Annotated in this window: 17 protein-coding genes; 6 read left to right on the top strand and 11 right to left on the bottom strand. The window is 64.0% G+C overall.

What is annotated here, in order from left to right; all coding sequences use genetic code 11:
• Positions 1-60: 60 nt before the first annotated feature.
• Both ACTHNE_RS06570 and ACTHNE_RS06575 read right to left on the bottom strand, forming a co-directional pair.
• Complete coding sequence (locus tag ACTHNE_RS06570) at positions 61-441, bottom strand: tautomerase family protein (protein ID WP_324937921.1); 381 nt, start codon at positions 439-441, stop codon at positions 61-63.
• 9 nt (positions 442-450) lie between these two features.
• Positions 451-1,014, bottom strand: a complete 564-nt coding sequence (locus ACTHNE_RS06575; protein WP_440268809.1) for a DUF4865 family protein — start codon at positions 1,012-1,014, stop codon at positions 451-453.
• A gap of 101 nt (positions 1,015-1,115) precedes the next feature.
• Between ACTHNE_RS06575 and ACTHNE_RS06580 the strand changes: the two genes are divergently transcribed.
• Positions 1,116-1,991 (top strand): LysR substrate-binding domain-containing protein, encoded by an 876-nt coding sequence (locus ACTHNE_RS06580; protein WP_324937926.1) that lies wholly within the window; start codon positions 1,116-1,118, stop codon positions 1,989-1,991.
• A gap of 68 nt (positions 1,992-2,059) precedes the next feature.
• Here ACTHNE_RS06580 and ACTHNE_RS06585 read toward each other — a convergent pair whose 3' ends face one another.
• Positions 2,060-2,845, bottom strand: a complete 786-nt coding sequence (locus ACTHNE_RS06585; RefSeq protein WP_440268810.1) for a glutaminyl-peptide cyclotransferase — start codon at positions 2,843-2,845, stop codon at positions 2,060-2,062.
• A 90-nt stretch (positions 2,846-2,935) separates the two neighbouring features.
• Between ACTHNE_RS06585 and ACTHNE_RS06590 the strand changes: the two genes are divergently transcribed.
• A complete protein-coding gene (locus tag ACTHNE_RS06590; RefSeq protein ID WP_324937930.1) occupies positions 2,936-4,795 on the top strand; it encodes a monovalent cation:proton antiporter-2 (CPA2) family protein in 1,860 nt (619 codons plus the stop codon).
• A 281-nt stretch (positions 4,796-5,076) separates the two neighbouring features.
• Positions 5,077-6,162 carry a glycosyltransferase family 9 protein gene (locus ACTHNE_RS06595; RefSeq protein WP_440268811.1) on the top strand — a complete coding sequence of 362 codons (1,086 nt, stop codon included), beginning with the start codon at positions 5,077-5,079 and terminating at the stop codon, positions 6,160-6,162.
• 72 nt (positions 6,163-6,234) lie between these two features.
• Here the strand turns inward: ACTHNE_RS06595 and ACTHNE_RS06600 are convergent, their stop codons facing one another.
• Together ACTHNE_RS06600 and ACTHNE_RS06605 are read right to left on the bottom strand one after the other, a co-directional pair.
• Complete coding sequence (locus ACTHNE_RS06600; protein WP_440268812.1) at positions 6,235-9,663, bottom strand: ankyrin repeat domain-containing protein; 3,429 nt, start codon at positions 9,661-9,663, stop codon at positions 6,235-6,237.
• Positions 9,664-9,731: 68 nt separating this feature from the next.
• Positions 9,732-10,025, bottom strand: a complete 294-nt coding sequence (locus ACTHNE_RS06605) for a YcgL domain-containing protein (RefSeq protein WP_440268813.1) — start codon at positions 10,023-10,025, stop codon at positions 9,732-9,734.
• A gap of 352 nt (positions 10,026-10,377) precedes the next feature.
• Here ACTHNE_RS06605 and ACTHNE_RS06610 point away from each other — a divergent pair, with 352 nt between their 5' ends.
• The gene (locus ACTHNE_RS06610) at positions 10,378-11,877 is read left to right on the top strand and encodes an OmpP1/FadL family transporter (protein ID WP_324940354.1); all 1,500 of its coding nucleotides are present in this window, start codon (positions 10,378-10,380) and stop codon (positions 11,875-11,877) included.
• Between the two features lie 82 nt (positions 11,878-11,959).
• Here ACTHNE_RS06610 and ACTHNE_RS06615 read toward each other — a convergent pair whose 3' ends face one another.
• From ACTHNE_RS06615 to ACTHNE_RS06630, 4 genes are all read right to left on the bottom strand, one after another.
• Complete coding sequence (locus ACTHNE_RS06615) at positions 11,960-13,375, bottom strand: coniferyl aldehyde dehydrogenase (protein ID WP_324940356.1); 1,416 nt, start codon at positions 13,373-13,375, stop codon at positions 11,960-11,962.
• Between the two features lie 5 nt (positions 13,376-13,380).
• The gene (locus ACTHNE_RS06620) at positions 13,381-15,837 is read right to left on the bottom strand and encodes a TonB-dependent receptor (RefSeq protein ID WP_440268814.1); all 2,457 of its coding nucleotides are present in this window, start codon (positions 15,835-15,837) and stop codon (positions 13,381-13,383) included.
• Between the two features lie 94 nt (positions 15,838-15,931).
• A complete protein-coding gene (locus ACTHNE_RS06625) occupies positions 15,932-17,092 on the bottom strand; it encodes an SO2930 family diheme c-type cytochrome (protein WP_440268815.1) in 1,161 nt (386 codons plus the stop codon).
• Between the two features lie 12 nt (positions 17,093-17,104).
• Positions 17,105-18,337, bottom strand: a complete 1,233-nt coding sequence (locus tag ACTHNE_RS06630; RefSeq protein WP_440268816.1) for a parallel beta-helix domain-containing protein — start codon at positions 18,335-18,337, stop codon at positions 17,105-17,107.
• A 260-nt stretch (positions 18,338-18,597) separates the two neighbouring features.
• On the opposite strand from ACTHNE_RS06630, the gene ACTHNE_RS06635 reads away from it, so the two are divergent.
• Positions 18,598-18,786 carry a hypothetical protein gene (locus ACTHNE_RS06635; protein ID WP_324939206.1) on the top strand — a complete coding sequence of 63 codons (189 nt, stop codon included), beginning with the start codon at positions 18,598-18,600 and terminating at the stop codon, positions 18,784-18,786.
• Positions 18,787-18,890: 104 nt separating this feature from the next.
• On the opposite strand, the gene ACTHNE_RS06640 is transcribed toward ACTHNE_RS06635, so the two are convergent.
• Positions 18,891-19,637, bottom strand: a complete 747-nt coding sequence (locus ACTHNE_RS06640) for a glucose 1-dehydrogenase (protein WP_324939209.1) — start codon at positions 19,635-19,637, stop codon at positions 18,891-18,893.
• A 105-nt stretch (positions 19,638-19,742) separates the two neighbouring features.
• Here ACTHNE_RS06640 and ACTHNE_RS06645 point away from each other — a divergent pair, with 105 nt between their 5' ends.
• Entirely contained in the window at positions 19,743-20,120 is a 378-nt protein-coding gene (locus ACTHNE_RS06645; RefSeq protein ID WP_324939212.1) for an ArsR/SmtB family transcription factor, read from the top strand.
• 29 nt (positions 20,121-20,149) lie between these two features.
• Here the strand turns inward: ACTHNE_RS06645 and ACTHNE_RS06650 are convergent.
• Positions 20,150-20,638, bottom strand: a 489-nt coding sequence (locus ACTHNE_RS06650) for a tetratricopeptide repeat protein (protein WP_440268817.1), incomplete at its 5' end; no start/stop codon positions are given.

Below are 20,638 nucleotides of genomic sequence, written 5' to 3' on the forward strand. Positions count from 1 at the left end.
TGCAAACCCCAACACCGTGATCTGGATTCGCCCCGCTAAGTTGGGGTTTGCACCCCCAACCTACGCGTATTGCGCTATTCCATTTCCGAACGACCAGTTCTCTTTCGCCGTTTCCAGCAAATTGATGAATACGTCTTCCGGCCGCACGCCAGGATCGGCCGAAAGCTTCTGCGCCACGCTGCGATAGAACGCCTGCTTCTGCTCCACCGTGCGCGTGTTGTTGCAGGCGATCTGCACGATCACCAGATCATCCGTGCGCGAAATATCAAGATAGTTGGGATCGCAATCGAACTCTTCCGCATCGTGCTGGCTGACCAGGATGAAGCGGTCGTTTTCCGGCACGTTGAAGCTTTCGCGCATGGCGTCATAGATACCATTGCGAAGCGCGGCGATATAGGCGGCCGACTTGCCGCGGCGCAAAGCGATACGGACGAGAGGCATGGAGATTCCTCAATGCTTGGGTTGGGAAATGTGTCCGACCTGGTAGATGTCCACGTTTTCGCCGGAAAGGCCGGTGATATCGCGCCACAGCCGAAAACGCAGGGCAGTCCAGTGGGTGGGGTCGAACGCACTGATGGCGGCCACGGCGCCGCGATCGAGGTCGGCACGAAGGTTCGCGTGCTCCGTATCGCGCACCGTGCTCAGCGCGGCACGTTCGGGTATCGCTACGCTTTCGCAGGTGGCGTGCGTGGCGATGGAAAGATCCGGCAGCGTTTCCGCCTGCCAGGCCGACCACGTTTGCACGATCGGCCGACCGAACGATGCGATCACGCCGGCGAAGCCCGCGCCGCCGAGAAAATCGTTCATGCCCTGCGGATCGCGCCATAAATAAAACGGTGCGTAGCGGTTCTCGCGTGCAGCGGCGTAGGGCGCCTGGCGATCGGCGTAGAGGTAGGCCTTGAAGGCGAGCTGTGGCAGCTCATCCGTGAAATGGCCGCGATCGGCGATGCGCTTGCGGATGATCGCCATGTCGTAGTCGGCGGGCAGGGCGATGCGGTATTGCATGGTGAGCATGGCAGGCCTCGGTGCAACTTGACGGCACCAGAGTATCGGCTCAGCATGATCCTGAAAATCGGGAAATTGTGAACTGATAATCCCGAAAAACAGGACAATCCATGAGCCGCATCCACTTCGATCTCGACGTCATGCGCAGCTTCGTCGCCGGCATCGAGCTGGGCAGCTTCGCCAAGGCGGCGGACCGCTTGAGCCGTTCCACCTCGGCGGTCAGCGCGCAGCTGAAGAAACTGGAAGAACAAGCCGGCACGCCGCTGCTGCGCAAGGCGGGGCGCGGTATGGCGCTGACCGAGGCGGGCGAGGTAATGCTGGGCTACGCGCGGCGGCTGCTGGAACTCAACGATGAAGCGGCCAGCGCGGTGCGCGGCGTGCAACTGGAGGGCCGCGTGCGGCTGGGCCTGCAGGAAGATTTCGGCGAAAACGTGCTGCCTGAAGTGCTGGGACGCTTCAAGCGCGCGCACCCCAAACTGCGCGTGGAAGTGCATATCGCGCGCAATGCGGCGCTGATGCAATCGCTGGATGCGGGCCGGCTGGATCTTGCGCTGGCCTGGGAAACGGATGCCCGCGCAGCCCACGCACAGCACATACGAAGCTTGCCGATGTGCTGGATCGGCAACGACGCCGAGCAGCTTCCCTATGCCACCGACGAACCGCTGCCGCTGGTGGTGCTGGACGCCCCCTGTTTGATGCGCACCGCGGCGACCGAAGCGCTCGATCGCGCCGGCCTTGCATGGCGCATCGCCTTCACCAGCGCCAGCCTGGCGGGAACCTGGGCGGCGGTGAAGGCGGGACTGGGCCTCAGCGTGCGCACGCCATTAGGGCTTCCGGTTGACGTATGCACGTTGGACGCAGCGGCGACGAAGCTGCCTGCGCTACCGAAGCTGGGGCTTGCGCTTTATCGCAGGGAGGCCGAACTCGAACCTGTCGCGGAACGATTGGCTGAGCTGATCGTGCAGCGCGTGAGCGAGGCAACGTAGGTTGGGGTGCAAACCCCAACACCGTGGGACCACGCAATACGACGTTGGGGTTTGCACCCCAATCTACGTCAATGCTCCGCGGGTGGCGGCGTCAACGTAATCTCATAGACCGACGGCCAGCGCTTGCCCGTGACGAACAGCCGATCGCGCTTGGCGTCGTAGGCGATACCGTTGAGCACATCATTGCCCGGATCGGTCAAGGTTTTGGGATCGGGCGCGAGGCCGGTGAGATTGATCACGCCGACCACCTTGCCGCTGGCCGGATCGATCCGCACGATGTTCTGGGTCAGCCACACATTGGCGTACAAATGCCCCTTCACCCATTCCAGTTCGTTGAGGTTGAGCAGCGGCCGGCCCATCGCGGTGACCTCGATCTTGTCCACCTGCTTGAGCGTTTCCGGATCGAGCACGCGAATGGTGGCGGTGCCGTCGCTCATGTAGATGCGGCGGCCGTCGGTAGTGAGCGCCCAGCCTTCGCCCGGATAGCTGAATTGCGACAGCCGCTTGAAGTTCTTGAGGTCGTACACGTAGCCGCGCTGCGATTGCCAGGTGAGCTGGATCAGGCGGTTCTTCCACGCCACGATGCCTTCGCCGTAATCGGGCGGCGGCAGATCGACTTTCTGCAGCACCTTGCCGGTGGCCAGGTCCAGCTTGCGGATGGTCGACTCGCCTTCCGTGCCGGTGCTCTCGTACAGGTAGCCGTCCAGGTAGAACAGGCCTTCGGTGTACGCGGCGGTGTCGTGCGGGTAGGTGTGCACCACCTTGTAGCCATAGATCGGAATGCCCGACTGCGCATGAGCGGCCGATGCCAACAGCAGTGCGAATATGACGAGCAGGGATGTGATCCGTTTCATGGGGCCGGATCATCGCATGCCCGAATGTTTACGGCACGCGCCGCCGCCGCGTGAAATAATCGATCGCAGGAATTTGCAGATGGAGCGATCGTGGGTAGTCATCATTTTCTGCAGACGGCGGTGATTTTTCTGCTGGCCACGGTGATCGCGGTGCCGATCACCAAGCGCTTCCGGCTCGGCGCGGTGCTGGGCTATCTATTGGCGGGCGTGGTCATCGGCCCGGCCGAACTGCATTTGATCGCCGATCCCAGCGGCGCCAGCGACATCTCCGAGTTCGGCGTGGTGCTGATGCTCTTCGTGATCGGCCTGGAGCTATCACCGCAGCGCCTGTGGGTGATGCGCCACGCGGTGTTCGGCACCGGCCTGGTGCAGGTGCTGGCTTCCGGCATCGTGATCGGCGCCATCGCCCACCTCGGCTTCGGGCTGGCGCCGAGCGCCGCGGCGATCGTCGGCGGCAGCTTGGCCTTGTCCTCCACCGCCTTCGGCCTGCAGATCCTGGCCGAGCGCAAGGAGGCCGGATCGGCGTACGGCCGCCAGTCGTTCGCGATTTTGCTGTTCCAGGATCTGGCTGCGATTCCGTTGATCGCCGCCATTCCGCTGCTGGCTTCGCAATCGCATCACGGCATCGATCCGATCGCGGCGCTGCGTACGCTTGCGGTGATCGTCGCGGTGGTGATCGGCGGTCGTTATCTGCTGCGGCCGGTGTTCCGCTTCGTGGCGCGTACCGATTCGGTGGAGGTGTCCACCGCGACGGCCCTGCTGGTGGTGATGGGCACGGCGCTCTTGATGGAAGAATTCAATGTGTCGGTGACGCTCGGTGCATTCCTCGCCGGCGTGCTGCTGGCCGATTCGGAATACCGGCATGAGCTGGAATCGAATATCGAGCCGTTCAAGGGTTTATTGCTGGGCCTGTTCTTCATCAGCGTCGGCATGTCGATGCAGGTCGATCTGCTGTTGCAATCGCCACTACTGGTGCTGGGCCTCACCTTGGGCTTGTTGCTGGCCAAAGGGATCTTGCTGTGGCCGCTGGGCCTTGCCCTGGGCCGCCTGCAGCGCAGTGACGCCTTGCGCCTGGCGGTGCTGCTGGCCAGCGGCGGCGAATTCGCCTTCGTGGTGCTGCGCCAGGCCAGCGACAAAGGCCTGCTCGATGAAAAGCTGGGTGCCTTGCTAGTGCTGGCGATCACCTTGTCGATGGGCCTGACGCCCTTGCTGGTCGCGGCGACCGGCAAGCTGATCGGCGCCAGAAAAAAGGCCGAGCCCAAGCGTCCGTTCGACGCCATCACGGTCGAGCACCCGCGCGTGATCATCGCCGGCTACGGCCGCATGGGCCAGATCGTCGCGCGCATCCTGCGCACGCGGAAGATTCCGTTCGTGGCATTGGATCATTCGGTCGAACAGCTCGACCTGGTGCACCGCTTCAGCAACGACAACGACATTTTCTACGGCGATCCGGCTCGTCCGGAATTGCTGCGTGCCGCCCAGGCCGACAAGGCCGAGGTGTTCGTGCTGGCCAGCGACGATCCGGAATCGAGCTTGCGCGTGGCGCGCATCGTGCGCCGCCAGTATCCGCACCTGAAGGTCGTCGCCCGCGCCCGCAATCGCCAGCACGTGTGGCGATTGATGGACATGGGCATCGAGGAGCCGGTGCGCGAGACGCTGTTCTCCAGCCTCAAGATGAGCCGCAAGACGCTCGAGGCGCTCGGCCTGAGCGCCGAAGAAGCGATGGAAGAAGTGGAACGCTTCCGACGCAAGGACGCCGAGCTGCTCAAGGTGCAATACCTGGTTTACGACGACGAAGCCAAGCTGGTGCAGACCACGCGCGAAGCGATCGAGGATCTCAACAAGCTGTTCGAAGCCGATGCCGAAATCGCGCCGCCGCCAGACCGGGGGCCGGATGCGGACACGCCGCTGGTCGCCGATGGCGGACAGGCGGAATCGGGGAAGGCATGAATTCTTTCGCGCTTCGCCACGCGGTTCTTATGCGTGCGGTAAAAGTGCAAGACATTTCCCGATCAGTTTCCTCCCCTGCGAAGTAGGGGAGGGTCGGGGCGGGGTGAGGCAATCTCGCGGCGAGTTCGCACTCTGCGGCAAGCTCGTGCAACCCCAGCCCTGCCCTCCCCTGCACGCAGGGGAGGGGGAAATCGCGGCAAGAACATACGGTAAGTTTCCCGAAAGCGGTCGGCACGCATGCTTGCCGGCTGTGAACCCCTGACGAGCGCATACCGCCTCCCATGCCGACCTCTTTTCGCCCGCTCGTCATCCGCTACGGCCGTCTCGGCGACACGCTGCTGCTGCAGCCGCTGCTGCGCCGCCTGCATGCGCGCTACGGTGAGCCGTGCACGCTGCTGGCAGCTGGCAGCTACGCGATCGATCTCTATCACGATCAGCCCGATGTCGCGCAGGTGTTGGCCTTGCAGGCACGCCATCGGCCGTTTCTGCTGAGCCCGGAGCAATGGCGCGTACTGCCCGCGCTGCGGCGTATGCGACACGTGCCGGTGTATGTCTGCGAGCCGCAGCCGCGGTCGCTGGAGCACATCCAGCTGCTGCTGAAGCTGGCGGGCATTCCCAACGATCACCGCGTGTTTCTCAACGATATTCCGCTCGTGCCCGGCAGCCATTGGATCGAACACCTGCTGCAACTGGCCGACAGCACGCCGGTCGCCTTTCGCGAGCGCTTTGGAGGCATCACCTGCGCGACGCCCGCCGTCCCTGTGTTTCAGGTGAGTGTGCAAGATCGCGCCGAGTGCGAGCAATGGTTGGTGCATCGCGGATTAGCGGGCCATCCGCTGGTGCTGTTGCAGCCGGCCAACAAACGCACGATGCGCTGGAGCGGCGTGCGCAAGGCCAGCGACGACGACAAATCCTGGCCGATCGAGCATTGGGTGCGCATCGGCTCGGCCTTGCATGCGCACCTGCCGCAGGCGCGCATCCTGTTGTGCGGATCGCCGGCAGAGAACGCCTATCTGCAAAGCATCCGCTCGGCGATGGCGCAGCCCGGCGTGGAAGTCGTCGCCAAGGAGCTGCCGTTGCCGCGCCTGAAAGCGCTATTGACGATGGCGCACAGCATGATTTCCGTCGACACCGGACCGGCGCATTTGGCCGCCGCCATGGGGTGCCCATTGGTGGTGATGTTCGGCGGCGGATCGGTCAGCCATTGGCGTCCGCGCAGCAGTACGCCCGAAGCGGTGCACGTGCTCGGCGGCCCCCCGGTCAGCACGCGCGTCGATGCCATTGCGCCGGAACAGGTGATCGAAGCGTGGCGCTCCTTGCCCCTGCGCAAAAGTATCGCTGCGCCAGAGGCGTCACGACTCTCGTAGGTTGGGGTGTAAACCCCAACATCGTTATCTCAATCCGCATCGCGACGTTGGGGTTTGCACCCCAACCTACGATCAATCCGGCTGCGCCGGTTGCCGCAAGGTCTGCCGCACACTGGGAATCACGCTATGGCGCACCGCCAGTTCGTGCGCAATATCGATCAGGCCAAGATGCCGCGCGACATCCGCCGCCGTGCGTCCGAAAGCATCCGCCGCATTGCGATCTGCGCCGCGCGCCAGCAGCACACGGGCCGGCGGCAGCAGTGCGTGCATGGCACAGGCATGCAGCGCGGTGACGCCGCGCTGGTCGGCGTGTTCGATCTGCGCGCCGGCGTCGAGCAGCACGGGCAGCAGCGCGCCGATATGCGTGGCGTCGCACGCGCTGCCCGGGCGCAGGTGCGCGCCGAGCAACAACAGCAGCGCGGTCTTGCCTTCGCCATCGGCGAGATTGGGATCGGCCTGGCGTTTCAGCAGTACGTCGAACAGGCGGCGTGCGCGCAGGCTGTCGTTCTGTTCGAAGCCGAATTGCGAGGCCGCGTGCAGCGCGCTGTGTCCGTGTGCATCGACAGCGTTCGCATTGGCGCCGGCATCGAGCAGCAGTTCGGCGATCTCCGGATAACCCTGCACGGCAGCGATCATCAGCGCCGTGGCATCGTTCGGCAGGCGTTGATCCACCACTGCGCCATGGTCGAGCAACAGCGCGACCAACGTGTCGCGGCGCGCGGCGACCGCGGCGGCGAGCGGCGTCATGCCGTTGTGGGCGCTGGCGCCGATATCCGCGCCTGCATCGATCAAGGTCACGGCCACCTCGCGATGGCCGGCGCCACAGGCATGCAGCAAGGCGGTGGCGCCTTGCGCATCGCGCGTATCCACCGCAAAGCCCAACTCCAGCAGGCGGCGCACTGCCGTATCCGCACCTTGCGTGGCGGCGTGGATAAGATCGTCCGCGCGCAACGGCCGGCGTGGACGTTGCCAGCCATTCCAATCCAGCCAGCGTTCCAGTTCGGGATGTTCCAGCGCCAGGCCGAGTGGCGTTTCGCCGTTCGCGTCCATCGCTTCGGCGTCGGCGCCGTGCGCGACCAGTGCACGCACCAGCGGCAGCGCGTGCGCGCCATGTTCGAGCGCGGCGAACAGCGGTGTGCGTCCACTACTGTCGCGCGTGTTCGGATCGCAGCCGCGCGCGAGCAACGCCTGCAGCACGGCAAGCTGGCCGTGAGTGGCGGCCAACTGCAGCGGTGTGCGCTCGCGCTCGTCCACGCCGAACGGATCGGCGCCGCGTTCGAGCAGCGCCAGTGGCAGCGAGGAAGCGTGCGGCAGCCGGCCCAGCGCCTGCGCCAGCAAACCCGCGCCGGCCGGACTGGCGCCGGCATCGAGCAGGTCTTCGATGGCTGCGCTGCTTTCCGGCAACAGCGGAAGCAGGGCGTCGAACAGGCGGCGGCCCAGCGGCGGCAAGGTGGGTTGCTCGCTTTCCAGCTCGTCGACCAGTTGCGGCTGCAAGCGCGCTTCGGCCTGCAAGCCATGATCGAGCAGCCAGCGGCGCGCGGCGCGCAGGCCGGGCTCGGTCAGCTCCAGATACAGCTGCGCGAGCTGCGCCTGCGACCAGTCGCGCACGCGCAGGCTGAAGCTGGAGACGATCGCCCAGTGGCTGAAACGCAGCGCGTCCAGCAGATGCGCGGGTGTGTCGGCGCCTTCGGAAATCGCTTCGATATCCAGGCTGGCTGGTAGCGGGGTGTCCGGATCGAGCAGGGCGACCAAGTCCCAGCGCCCGCTGGCGGCGGCGTGATCGAGCGCGCTGCGGCCGTCGCTGCCCGGCGTTTTCGGCTCCGCGCCGAGTGCGAGCAGGGCGCGCACGGTTTCGACCTGCGCGTGCGGCGATTGGCAGGCCAGCGTCAGCGCATCGCGGCCGTGTTGATCGCGTGCGCGCGCGTCGGCCTGCGCATCGGCCAGCAGGGTGACGACGCCGACAGCGCCGGCGCGCGCGGCTTCCATCAAGGCGGTACTGCCATGCTGATCGGCCAGGTTCACGTCGGCACCGGCGGCGCACAGCGTGCGCGCGATCTGTTCGTGCCCTTCGGCGGCGGCGGTCATCAGCGCGCTGCGCTGGCGCGCGTCGACGGCATTGACGGCCGCGCGGTGCTTGAGCAGCAGCTTTACGCCGGCCGCATCGTCGTCGGCAATACCGGCGGCAGCGACCAGCGCCGGCTCGCCATGGAGGAGCGTGCTTTTGGCGCCGCGTTCGAGCAGGAATTTCGCCAGCGGCCAGTTGGCGGCGCGGCAGGCGATCGACAGCGGGCTGGCGCCGGACTTGTTCAACGCGTCGATCGCCGCGCCGGCATCCAGCAGCATGGCGGCCACCGTCGGTTCGCCGCTGAGCACCGCGCCATGCAGCGGCGTGTTGCCGTCGGCATCGGTGGCGAGCGGATTGGCGCCGTTGGTGAGCAGGGTCATCACGGCATCGGCGCGGCCATGCCAGCTGTCGCGCGTGGCGGCCAGGAGCGGAGTAAGGCCGCCGCTGGCACGGTTCACGTCCGCACCCTTGGAGATCAAGGCGCGCAGCAGGCGCGTGTCCGGCAGCAGGGCGGCGAGCATCAGCACCGGGCGTTGATCGCGATCGGTCGACGCAGGCACGGTATTGGGGTCGGCGCCGGCTTCCACCAGCGCCAGCGCGCGGGCGGCATCGCCGCTGCGTGCTGCAGCCAGCAATGCTTGCGCCTGCTCGGGTGTGCCGGCGGTGCGTTCCTGTTCGCTCAGTGGCGGCGGCGCGGCGACAACGGGTTCGGCTTTTTCTTCTTGCCGGCGCGGGCGGCGGCTTTCGCACAACATCACGCGCAGTGTGCGGTTGGCGACGATCAGGCAGCCCAGCGGCATCAGCAGCACGGCGTAAAGCACCAGCGCTGCGGTGCGCATTTCCGAAGGCAGCACGCCGTACAGGCCGCTCAGCGCGATCGCCGAGAACGATAGCGCCAGCAGCGCCAGCGCGCTGGGCAGGAAATGGCTGAAAAAATGCTCTTCGCGCGACAGGTGGCGACCAAAGGCGACACTGCGCGCGGTGGCGGTGAACAGCCAGGAGCCTTCGCCCTGGCCGTGTGCGGGATAGGCGTCATCCCATACGTAGACCAGCGCAAACGCCGGCCACAGTCGCCACAGCACCATCAGCGCCACCACCAGCGCCGCGGCGAGCAGGAGACTGGCGCCCAGCGTGGGATGCTGGCTGAGCCGCAACATCGGCCAGGCGATCAGCAGGAACACCAGTGCGACATAGCAGGTGAACATCGCCAGATGCGCGGCACCCCGGCGCATCACCGTGCGGAAAAAATCCGGCTCGGGATCGAAACCGATCGCGTGGCAAACCGCGGCCATGGTCAAGGTGTTGGCCAGCAGCAGCGGAATCAGCGCGAGCGGATGCGCGTCGAAGGCGGCGACGCCGGCCATCACCAGTCCGGGAAGAAACCAGACGAGCGAGATGAGCGCGGAGGAAGGGTGACGCGATTTGATGGGTGGCATGCGGGGGAGTATAGAAACGAGTGGCGCCTCAGACGGTAATCGCTTGTTAACAAGCGTCGCGGTGAGGCTTACTCGTCCTGGTCCTTGGGCGTGGGCGGCAGATCGTGCACAGGTGTGGGAACGGCGAGCGTCTCCTGCGGCGGCAATTGCAGATGCCAGCCTCGTGCGCGCAGATGCTCCAGCACCACTTTGACATCCTCATGCGGCAGGCGGCGATCCGCATGCAGCTCCACCTCGAGCACGAAGCGCAGATCGCCCAGCAGCAGCGCCAGCGACGCCGGCAGTGCATCGAAGTTGTCTTTGCGATCCAGCCATAGATAGGTGTCGGCCTTGCGCTGGCTGGCGTAGACGAAGCAGTGCATGGCTTTTGCCCGCGGAAATCGTGAGGGAGGGGAATCGTAAAGGGTGGGATGTGAATCGGAAATCGGGAATCGGGGAATCAGGAAGAGCCGTCGCGCGCAGGGAGCGCCCCTCGCTCCTACGATTTTCGATTCGCCGTTCTCGATTCCCAATCCTTCATGCGCATGCTGCATCCGCACTTGCACAGCCCGCCCCGAGTCGGCACAGTGCCGGCCTGGGGTATCAAACGCGCGTATGAAATTCTGTTCGTTTTCGGCCCCCGCTACGACCCGAGCCGAGAGGGGTGCAGCCTCGCGGCAAGAACCCGGCCTTCCAGGGCCGGACTCGTGACCAAAAGAAAAGCAGGAGCATGCGATGCACACGACCTTTCGTAACACCGCCCGTGGTGGCCGTCCGTTTGCCCTGGCCGCGCTGGGCCTGGCTATTGCCGGTTCGCTGGCTGCGCCGCCGCAGGCCCATGCCAGCGCCTTCCAGTTGAAGGAAAACAGCGCCAAGGCCATGGGCCGCGCTTACGCCGGTAGCGCGACGGCGGGCGGTGATGTCTCAGTAGTGGCCAACAACCCGGCAGCGATGAGCGACCTCGATGGCACTTATGTGCAGGCCGACGTCACCGCGATCAACTTCAGCGCCAGGTTCACCGGCACCTCGACCGATGTGCTGGGACGCCCAATCAGCGGCGGCAACGGCGGCGATGCCGGCACCACGCTGCCGGTGCCGGCGCTGGCGCTGTCGACCAAGGTCAGCGACCGCGTCAATCTAGGTTTTGCGCTCGACGTACCCTTCGGTTTCCAGACCAAGTACGACAGTAACTGGATGGGTCGCTACGACGCGATCAAGACCTCGCTGCGGTCGTTCGACACCATGTTCTCGGCCTCGTTCAAGATCAACGACCAATGGAGCGTCGGCGCCAGCGTGATCGCCGAGCGCATGAATGCCGACCTCACCAACGCGATCAACTTCAACGCCATCGGCTTGAGCGTGCAGCAGGGCATTGCGGCCAAGACACAGGCTGCGGTCGCACAGATCCAGGCAGCCGCCGCGGCAGGTCAGATTCCTCCGGCGCAAGCCGCCGCGATGATTCAGGCGGCAGCGGCGCAGGGCCAAACGGCGGCAGCCGGCGTGGCGGCGCTTACTCCGGTCGATAACGACGGCTTCGCCGAGGTCAAGGGCAACAACTGGGCATGGGGCTGGCAAGTCGGCACGTACTGGAAGCCGACCGCGAAAGACCGCCTGGCGCTGGACTACCGTTCGCGCATCACGCATGACATCAAAGGCACCGCAAACTTCACGACCACGGAAGGCTACGACCTTTTGCTGAGCAATCCGGCGTTGTCCGGCAGTCTGCCGCCTTTCCAGCACACCAGCGGCAATGCGCGCCTCACCAATCCGGCCGTCGCCGCATTGAGCTACTGGCACCAGGAAGACAAGTTCGGCTTCGGTGCGGACGTGGCCTGGACGCAGTGGAGCGTGATGCGCCAGCTCACCGTGAACTATGCCAACGCGCAGCCGGCCACCGTCCTGCCGTTCAACTGGCGCAACACCTTTTACGTCTCGGTCGGCGGCGAGTACTACGCCACCGACAAGCTGACCGTGCGCGGCGGCTTGGCAGTCGACCAGGCCCCGATGAATGCCGGCAATCGCGATCCCCGCGTGCCCGACGGTGCGCGTCATACGGTTGCGGTTGGTCTCGGTTACAAGGCAACCGATCGCCTCGAACTCAATGCCTCCTACGAGCACATCTTTGTGGCACACGCGGGCATGAACGGTGCCGTCAGTGCGACCGGCGACGTGCTGACCGGCAGCTACGACGATTACGGCAACCTGCTGAGCTTGTCGATGCAGTACAAGTTCTGATCGCTTCACGGCCGGACGTTCGCCGACAAACCTCTCCGCGCGAGCGGGGAGGTTTGTTGTGCTCGGCGTTGTTCTGTCGAGCTCAACCGCGGCGCAGCAGAATTTCCAATAGCTGACGGAAACGCTTCCCGTACGGCGGATTGAACAAGCCCACGCCGTTGAAGCGCGCCTGCCGGAACAGCGGCTTCATATGCGAAAACGTACGGAAACCCGCCTCGCCGTGATAGCCGCCCATGCCTGAAGACCCCACGCCGCCGAACGGCAGGCCGTGCTGGGCGATGTGGTACAGCGTGTCGTTGAGCGTGACGCCGCCGGCGTGCGTGCGCGCAAGCATCCGGTCGATGCGCGCCTGGTCCTGCTCGAACAGATACAAGGCGAGCGGGCGCGGATGGTGCGCTATGTAGTCGATCGCTTCGTCGAACGTGTCGTAGGGCATCAGCGGCAGCAGGGGGCCGAAAATTTCCTCGCGCATCACCGGCATGTCGTCGCGCACGCCGGTCAGCAGTGTCGGCACCAGCCAGCGCTGCTCGGGATGGTCGGCGGCATCGCTCAACCGTTCGCTGCGTGCGCCGGCGCGCACCGCCTCGTCGCGGAGTTCAACCAGGCGTTGATAATGCCGCTCCGTCGCAATGCTGGCGTACTGCCTGTTGTTGACGAAATCGGGATACAGACGCGCGGCGACGTCGCGGGCGACGGATACGAAACGCGTCACGTCCGCGCGCGGCAGCAACACGTAATCGGGCGCGATGCAGGTCTGTCCGGCATTGACCAGCTTGCCGAGCAGGATGCGTTCCACCGCATGCTCGAAGCGCGCGCCGGGACCGAGTATGGCCGGCGATTTGCCGCCCAATTCCAGCGTCACCGGCGTCAGGTTGGCCGACGCCGCGCGCATCACGTGATGACCGACCGATGTCGAGCCAGTAAACAACAGATGATCGAACGGCAGCGCCGCAAAGGCTTGCCCCACCGCGGCATCGCCGTTGATGACGATCACTTCGTCAGGCTGAAAATGCCGCACGACCAGTTCGGCGAACACTTGTGAAAAACACGGCGTGTATTCGCTCATCTTCACCATCACGCGATTGCCCGCCACCAATGCATCCACCAGCGGCCCCGCGGCGAGAAACAGCGGATAGTTCCACGGCACGATGATGCCGACCACGCCCAAGGGTTGCGGGCGCAGCTCGGTGCGCGCCGGCAGAAACGCCAGGCTGGCCATCGCGCGCCGGGGCTTCATCCAGCGCCTGCCGTGGCGCAACGCGTGGCGGATCGCCGACAGGCTGGGGAACACTTCCAGCAAGTCGGTTTCTTCGCGCGGACGGCAGCCGAAATCCGCATTGATCGCTGCGGCGATTTCCTCGCGATGCTGGCTTATCACCGCCTCCAAAGCACGCAGCCGGCGCGCGCGCGTCGGCCAGTCGGGCAACGGATCGCGCGCTTGCGCGATGCGCAGGCGCAGGAATTCGGCAGATGGGTCCGGGTGATCAGGCAGGTTCATGGCATTCAAAACTTCGCTCGCATTTCCACGCCATACGTACGCGGCGGCGTGATGGTGGCATACGGCGTACCGAAATCATTGGTGCTGTCGTTGCCGATGCCAAGCACGTAGCGCCGGTTGAACATGTTGTTGACGTACAAGCCTACGCCCCAGTGCTGGTCCGGTGTGTGCCAGTCCAGCCGCGCGTCGGTGCGCTGCTGCGAGTTGCCGATCTTGAACGCGGCCGTGGCGAAGCAGTTGCCCTGGAATTCGGAATCGCTGTTGCAGCGCGTACGCCCGCGATAGGCATATTGCATGTTGAGTTCCAGCTCGCCGCCGTAGACGCCGCGCCAGGTGTAATCGAAGCCGGCCGTCATCGAGAACGTCGGCTCGCCGGTGGGTTGTCCGTCGAGCACCACGCCCGAGGTCGACGTACCGTGCACATAGGTGGCATCGATGTATTCGCTGGTGAGGTTCAAGCGCAGGTTCGCGGTCGGCTGCCATTGCGCTTCCAGGTCGATGCCGTGCGCATGCTGGTCGGAGGTCTGCACCATGTAGAACGGCACGCCCGATCCGGAATAGTTCGGATTGAGCACCGACGATTGCAGGTTGGAATAGCGGTAGTAGTACGCCGAGGCATTGAACAGCAGGTTGTAGTCGGGCAGCACAGTCTTGATGCCGGCCTCGTAGTTCCACACTTTTTCCGGCGCGTACAACGAACCTACCTGCAGGCTGTTGTAGCCGCCCGCCTTGTAGCCCTTGGTGGCGGAAATATAGGCCATGGTGTCCGGCGTGAACTTGTAGCTCAGCACCAGGCGCGGGCTGAAGTCGTGCCAGCTATGGTGCACCGGCACCCATTGGCCCACGGCGTTGGGAAACACGATGTTGCTGCCGAACACCGCCAGCGCCTGCTGTGCTTGCGGCGGCAGCAGATCGTAGACACCAGTGGCGATGAGTGCCGCCACCGTTTGGTCGAACGCCGCGGCGTTGCGCGGTGGCGTGTACCAAGTGAAATCCTTCTTGTCTTCGGTGTAGCGCAGGCCGGTGGTGAGATCGAGCTTGTCGCTTACGTGCCAGATCACGTCGCCGAATGCCGCATAAGCCCTGAACTTGCCGACGTTGTCGATCTGCTCGCGCCAGGGATCGCCGAGCAGGTTGAACGGCAATCCCAGCGCTTGCAGGCCTTGCGTGATGTCGGTGAGCGGCAAGCCTGCGCCATAGACATTCTGCGCCAGCGTGTCGAGGCTGCTGGTGTTGGTGTTGACCTGGCTGGTCTGGCGCGCCTGCTCGGAATAGACACTGATGCCGGACACCCAGTCCATCAGATCGTTGTAGCCCGACAGCTTGAACTCCTGGTAATAGCTGTTGTTGTGCTCGACGTTGGCCGTATCGAGATAGCTGACGACGTGATCGGTGCCGTCGTTGTCTTCATCGTTGAAGGTATTGAAACGGCGCCACGCCGTGGTCGAGGTGAGCGTGCCCCATGCGAAGTTGTGGTCGACGATCAAGGTGGAACCATCGAAGTGCCGCCATTCGCGCGCCTGCAGCGCATCGTTGTAGAGCGGCGCGGTGAGTGGGTTCAAATACGTTGAGGGATCGGGCGGAAACGGCGGACGTTCGTTCGTGTCGCGCGACAGCGGCACCAGGCCGATCGCCGGGCGCGGTGGCTGATCCAGCCGTTCGTGATCCCATGACCACAGCACGCGCGTGTTCGGCGTGATGTTCCAGCGGTAGACGATGCGGCTGCCCCAGTCGTCGTTCCTGCCATAGCGCTGGCCGTTGGCCTGGTCGCGGATCCAGCCGTTGCTCTGGTTGTCGAGCACGCTGATGCGCAGCGCCATGTCCTGGTTGAGCGGAAGATTGACCAGTGCGCTCTCGTAATGCGCGCCTTCGTTGCCGATGCGCACCAGCGCCTTGCCCTCGAACTTGTCGGAAGGTTCGTTGGTGACGATGGAGATCGCGCCGCCTGCCGCATTGCGGCCGAACAAGGTGCCCTGCGGGCCTTTCAGCACTTCGATGCGATCGATATCATTGAAGGCCAGCAATGCGCCGCCCGAGCGCGCTGCATACACACCATCGATATACACGCCCACCGCCGATTCAGTGCCGATACCGAAGTCGCTGGTACTGATCCCGCGCAATGAATAATTCGGCTGAGTGGGCTGGCTGCCGTCCACTACCAATCCGGGTACGAACATCGAGATCTTGCTTAGATCGGTGGCGGCCTGTGTTTCGATCTGTTTCGCGGTGAGGATCTGCAGCGGAATCGGCACCTGTTCCATCTGCTGCGTGCGGCTCTGCGCGGTGACGGTGATGTTGCCCAGTTGCTTGGCCTTGCTGGCATCCGGCTGGTTTTGCGTGTCAGTGCCGGTTTGCGTAGGCGTATCGCCGAGGGCGGCGAGCGGTGCGCACAGCAGCACGGCGACGCCACCGTGCAATAGGCAGCGGAGGTGGGCGGGCAGTGCTCGTTGACGTATCGTCATGGTGTTTTTCCCCTCGAATGGTAGGCTGGGGTGCAAACCCCAACGTCTGGTGCCCGGCTTGGTGATGTTGGGGTTTACACCCCAACCTACGCGGTCAGTGCAACACCAGGCAGTCCCCCTGCTGCTTCGCTATCCACGACTTGATCAGGGCAACGCCCTCTCGATGCATCGTGCTACGGCCGATCTCCGGCATCATCGTGCCCGGCTCGGTAGCGCTGAGCCGGTAAGTAATGATTGAATCGTCGGGATGGCCCGGCACGATGTCGAACAAGTGATCGCCCGTGCCTTGTCCGGCCGCCGTCGGCGGCTTGCAGATGCCGATGTGGCGATCTTCCGGTGTTGCGATGTCCAGCGTCAGTCCGGTGGTGTTGGCTGCGCCTTTCGCGTTGTGGCAATGGCCGCAGTTGATATCCAGATAAGCCCGTGCACGCGCATCGAGCGATGCATGCGGATCCATCCAGTTCGCGTTGCGTGGCGCCTCGGCCGGAGCAGGCGCGCCGGTGAGATAACCCACGCGCATCAGATGCGCGAGCTGGTTCTCGTCACCCTCGGCATAGCGGTAGTCGCGGTTGAGATGGCGCGCCTTCGGGCCGATCGGCTGGATCGCGCGCGTGGTCCAGTCGCGCGCGTGGCAGCTGGCGCACTGGCTTTGATCGGGCACCACGTAGTTGAAGTTTTCGCGCTCGCCGTTGTCGCTCACCAGGGTCAACGCTTGCACGTCGCCGGTGCGGGCCAGCGTGGCTTCGGTCTGGTCCGCGTTCCACACATAAGGCATGGCTACCCAACCCTCCTTGCGCCGCACCAGCAGGCGGGTTTCGATCAAATGGACATGCGCCAGATCCAGGCCTTGGCCCGGAGCGGCGAAATCGCGGCTGGTGTCGTAGGTGCGCGCCACATCCGACGCGTTGCGCGCCGCGCCTTTTGGCAAGGGATAGAAGAATGTCTTGCTGATGATGGTGCCTTCGGGAAAGTCGAAGGTATCGGTGGGGCTGTACTTGGCCGAGACGCTCTTGGGCATCCAGATCGTGCGCAGCTTGTGCGCGTAGTCGGTGAACAGCGGCGTATTGAGTTCGTAGGGGACCACGCCCTCGTTCAACTGCAGCACGCCGTCGCGCGCTTCCACCACGTGCCAGTCGCTCAGCTTCGCCGGATAGCCGTCAGCGTGAAACGCCACCGGCGGCATACCGCGCTGGCAGGCCGCCAGCGACAACAGCGCGAACAGCAGCAGTCCGCGCATCCACATCTTCGTCTGCATCGGCAACGCTCTTTAGACTTTCGGTTCCGGGTTCAGCACGACGGGCGGCAGCTTGGGCAGGCTGCACTGAAATGGCCTGGTATCGGTGCTGGGATTCTTGTAATCGTGCGGACCGTCTGCATTGAGCACGCCATTGGCGTCCTGGACACAGATGCGGTCGTCCGGTGCCGGCAGGCCGTCGGTCTGGGTCTTGGGATCGGCATAGCCATCCCACACCACGTCGGGAAAGCTGCCGTTGAGGCCGTACACGGTGGCCTTCAATGTTTTCAGCTTGAGACCATCTGGCGAATTGCCGCCGCCCTTGAAGCGGTTGCCGTAGACATTGATGCCTTTCGGATACGGGTTGTAATCGGCCGCGACGCCGCGCGTGTTGTAGTAGTTGGTGGAAAAGTAGCTGGAGATGATCACGTTCGCCGTCTGGTTGTCGGCGATGTCGTTGTCGAAGATCTCCACCTTGTCATTGGAATTGACCACCACGCCGGAGCCTGCCGGCACGCTGGCCACGGCAGCGCCTTTCTTGGCGAAGTTGTCGGTGTTGTTGGCGAACACCTTGTTGTGGAACACGCGTGTGGCATGGCCGGCCTGCGACAGGTTCGGCATGTTGAAGACGAGGATGCCGCCGGTGTTCTTGGTCGCCGTGTTGTCGTACACGTCGGCGTTCACCGAATTCTCGATCTCGATGCCGGCCACGTTCTGCTCTGCGCGGTTGCGTCGCACCACGATATTGTTGGACTGGCCCACATAGATGCCGGCGTCGGACGCGCCGATCACCACCGAATCTTCCACTAGCACGTTTTGCGTCTTCACCGGGTACAGGCCATAAGCACCATTGGTGCTTTTCGGCCCGCCGGTCCACTCGATGCGCACGCCATGGATGGTGATGTTCCTGCCCTGGTTGATCTTCAGCGCATCGCCCATGGTGTCTTCGATGGCGAGGTTCTCGATGGTGAAATCATCGGCGTTCACCAGCAGCCCTTCGGGGCCGACGATTTGTCCCTTGAACGACAACACGGTCTTGTCCATGCCGGCGCCACGAATGGTTACGCCGCTGGTGCGCAGGCTCAAACCGCGCTTGAGTGCGTAATGCCCGGCCGGAATGTCGATCACGCTGCCGGGCTTGGCGTCGAGCAATTGCTGCTGCAGCTTGCTTTCGAACGATGCGTCGCTTTGGCTTTGTGCAGGATTTTCATGGTGGCCGCAGGCGGACAACAGCAGAACTGCGATCAACGAGCAGATCTTGCGCATGACAGGCGTTCTCCCCGTGCGCCATACGGGCGCGTACGAATGCACTGTCCCGCAACGCATGCAAAGAGGGGAGGGCAAAAGGGACGGGCGTGGGGGGCAAAGCGGCCAGCCTGTGGATCGATCGATGCGGCTGGCAACAACGTATTCGTCGCAGATGCTTGAGTAAAATTTGAAACTGGCTTGCCGAGATATCGCTACTGTGGCCTGTCGAGCGGTTCTATCTTGAGCACCTATCAACAATGTCGCAGAGGGAGGCAGTCATGCGTTCTCGCTGGGTTGGGCGTTTGCTCGGACAGGTGGATGGCGGTGGATCCGGTGTGGGCAAGCCGCGCCAAGATGCGCCACAGGTATCCAGGGCCATCAGAGATTCGCGCGTGCACAGCAGTGGAACGCCTGCACGCCCGCGCATCTGCCTGGGCATCGGTGACGGCCGTGTGCATCGGCAGTAATCGGCAAAAGCGCAACGTCATCGCGCGTTATCGGTGCTGATATTTACAGCCACGTTCCGGCCGAAACCGGAACGTGGCCATGGGCTTCACAGTTCGGCTGTTGATCAGCGTGCGCCGCCGCCTGCGTACAAACGCTCGCCGGTCAGCCAGTACGAATCGTCGGACGCCAGGAACACGGCGATCGAAGCGATATCGTTGGGCTGGCCGATGCGGCCCAGCGGCGTGGCGGCCAGTGCGTACTGCTCAAAATCGCCGCCGATAGCGCCGACAGCATGCGTACCTTCGGTTTCCACCATGCCAGGGTTGAGCGCGTTCACGCGAATCTTGCGCGGGCCAAGTTCCTTCGACAGCACGCCGGTGATCGCATCGACCGCGCCTTTGGTGGCGGTGTACACCACGGTATGCTCGGGCACGATGCGCGAAACCAGCGAGCCGATATTGATAATGCTGGCGCCTTCACCCAGATGCTTCACGGCAGCCTGGGTGGTCAGCAGCAGGCCGCGCACGTTCACGTTGAACTGCTTGTCATAGTGCTCTTCCGTGATCGCCTCGATCGGGGCGAACTCGTAGACGCCGGAGTTGTTCACCAGAATGTCGAGGCGGCCGTAATGCTTGATGGCGGCGTCGACCAGGGCTTGCGCATCGGTGGCCTTGGATACGTCACCCTGCACGGCCACCGCCTTACCGCCGGCTTTGACGATGTCGTTGACGACGGCGTCCGCGCCGGCCTTGCTGGAGGCGTAATTGACCACGACCGAAGCGCCCGCTGCGCCGTAAGCGCGTGCGATGGCCGCGCCGATGCCCTTGGATGCGCCGGTAACGACGGCGACCTTGTCTTTCAGCTTGCTCATGGAATGTGTCCTGATGGTTGGGTGGATGAAGGAGTTCTGAATTCCTGTAGTTCGTAACTTATGAACTATAGAACTAGAAATCAAGTGCCTGATAAAATGCGCGCCATGAGGCCGCTGGTTCACCCATCCATCGAAGACGTCACCGTCGAGGGCATCCTGCATGCCCTGTCCGACCCGGTGCGCGCGGCCATCTACGCCGAACTGGCCATTTCCAGCGGCGCCACCTGCTCGAACTTCCTCAAGATCAGCGATCGCGAGATCCCCAAGTCCACCCTGTCACAGCACTTCCGCGCGCTGCGCGAGGCCGGCTTGATCCGCAGCGAACGGCATGGCGTGGAAATGCGCAATACCACCCGTTGCGAAGAGATCAATCAGCGGTTTCCCGGACTGATCATGACGATCATGAAGGCGCATCAGATTCAGGCGGCAGAGCGTTTGCGCACGGCCAAGCGCAAGCCGGGCGGCAAGGCACGAACCGCTTAGCGTGCAGCCCGGCTTCCTTCAGTTCTACGCTATGGGCTTTTCTCGGACAAGCCATACTTGCCGGCGCGATCGTCGATGCTCGAGCTGAGCGCACGCGCCGCCACCAGGTCGGCACGGCCCGCTTCGGCCTGACCGTTGCGGATCTCGGCCAGGCCAAGGCCATAATGCGACCACGCCGAATGCGGCGCATGCACGAGGGATTGCTGATACGCCTTGATCGACTCGGCGTAATGGCCCAGCCGCAATTGCACTAAACCCAGGCTGTCGAGGTAGGCGGCAACTTCACCGTCGCGATCGATCGCCTTGCGGCAGTCTTTCAATGCGTCATCAAGCATCTGGTTGCTCAACGCGCGCGCCCAGCAGCGCTCGTTGAGCGCAAGGCCGAGCTCGGCGTCATTCCGGTGCAGGCGGATCCAGTCATCCAGGTACGGTAACGCCGAGCCTGGTTGATCGAGCTGGATATACAGCGTGGCGATCAGGCGTGCCTGCGGTGAGCCCGCAGGTGCGAGCATGCTTGC

It is taken from the genome of Dyella sp., from assembly GCF_051954575.1.
Classification (GTDB): Bacteria; Pseudomonadota; Gammaproteobacteria; order Xanthomonadales; family Rhodanobacteraceae; genus Dyella_B.

Excerpts from the sequence above, each read along its gene's own strand:
- ACTHNE_RS06575 (WP_440268809.1), bottom strand. The coding sequence starts at position 1,014 with ATGCTCACCATGCAATACCGCATCGCCCTGCCCGCCGACTACGACATG.
- ACTHNE_RS06595 (WP_440268811.1), top strand. The coding sequence starts at position 5,077 with ATGCCGACCTCTTTTCGCCCGCTCGTCATCCGCTACGGCCGTCTCGGC.
- ACTHNE_RS06645 (WP_324939212.1), top strand. The coding sequence starts at position 19,743 with ATGAGGCCGCTGGTTCACCCATCCATCGAAGACGTCACCGTCGAGGGC.
- ACTHNE_RS06620 (WP_440268814.1), bottom strand. The coding sequence starts at position 15,837 with ATGACGATACGTCAACGAGCACTGCCCGCCCACCTCCGCTGCCTATTG.
- ACTHNE_RS06630 (WP_440268816.1), bottom strand. The coding sequence starts at position 18,337 with ATGCGCAAGATCTGCTCGTTGATCGCAGTTCTGCTGTTGTCCGCCTGC.
- ACTHNE_RS06640 (WP_324939209.1), bottom strand. The coding sequence starts at position 19,637 with ATGAGCAAGCTGAAAGACAAGGTCGCCGTCGTTACCGGCGCATCCAAG.
- ACTHNE_RS06570 (WP_324937921.1), bottom strand. The coding sequence starts at position 441 with ATGCCTCTCGTCCGTATCGCTTTGCGCCGCGGCAAGTCGGCCGCCTAT.
- ACTHNE_RS06625 (WP_440268815.1), bottom strand. The coding sequence starts at position 17,092 with ATGCAGACGAAGATGTGGATGCGCGGACTGCTGCTGTTCGCGCTGTTG.
- ACTHNE_RS06615 (WP_324940356.1), bottom strand. The coding sequence starts at position 13,375 with ATGAACCTGCCTGATCACCCGGACCCATCTGCCGAATTCCTGCGCCTG.
- ACTHNE_RS06580 (WP_324937926.1), top strand. The coding sequence starts at position 1,116 with ATGAGCCGCATCCACTTCGATCTCGACGTCATGCGCAGCTTCGTCGCC.
- ACTHNE_RS06600 (WP_440268812.1), bottom strand. The coding sequence starts at position 9,663 with ATGCCACCCATCAAATCGCGTCACCCTTCCTCCGCGCTCATCTCGCTC.
- ACTHNE_RS06610 (WP_324940354.1), top strand. The coding sequence starts at position 10,378 with ATGCACACGACCTTTCGTAACACCGCCCGTGGTGGCCGTCCGTTTGCC.
- ACTHNE_RS06585 (WP_440268810.1), bottom strand. The coding sequence starts at position 2,845 with ATGAAACGGATCACATCCCTGCTCGTCATATTCGCACTGCTGTTGGCA.
- ACTHNE_RS06605 (WP_440268813.1), bottom strand. The coding sequence starts at position 10,025 with ATGCACTGCTTCGTCTACGCCAGCCAGCGCAAGGCCGACACCTATCTA.
- ACTHNE_RS06635 (WP_324939206.1), top strand. The coding sequence starts at position 18,598 with ATGCGTTCTCGCTGGGTTGGGCGTTTGCTCGGACAGGTGGATGGCGGT.